Origin of the sequence: Neisseria mucosa (assembly GCF_003044445.1) — a bacterium.
Taxonomy (GTDB): domain Bacteria; phylum Pseudomonadota; class Gammaproteobacteria; order Burkholderiales; family Neisseriaceae; genus Neisseria; species Neisseria mucosa_A.
This window is the reverse complement of sequence record NZ_POWX01000053.1, coordinates 1-264: the sequence shown is the minus strand read 5'-3', so window position 1 is coordinate 264 and position 264 is coordinate 1. Positions and strand designations below refer to the sequence as shown.

The following is a 264-nucleotide window of genomic DNA, read 5'->3' as shown; positions in this document are numbered from 1 at the left end:
GATGTCTTTATCCAAGCTGGCGATCGCATTGTTGAAGCCTTCGTTAGCTTCTTTTTGCTCTTCAAGTTTGGCAGTATTTTCAGCGATTGCCGCTTTGTTGGCATCAATGTCTTGACGGTTAGCTTCTAAAGCGTCAGCTGCTGCTTTACCGGCTAATGCGAGATCACCGATGTCTTTATCCAAGCTGGCGATCGCATTGTTGAAGCCTTCGTTAGCTTCTTTTTGCTCTTCAAGTTTGGCAGTATTTTCAGCGATTGCCGCTTT

The 264-nt window shown here is 45.5% G+C and carries 1 protein-coding gene; it reads right to left on the bottom strand.

Going from position 1 to position 264, the window contains the following annotated elements:
• Positions 1-264 (bottom strand): hypothetical protein (locus DBY90_RS12490; RefSeq protein WP_185952217.1); only part of this gene is annotated, 264 nt, incomplete at both ends.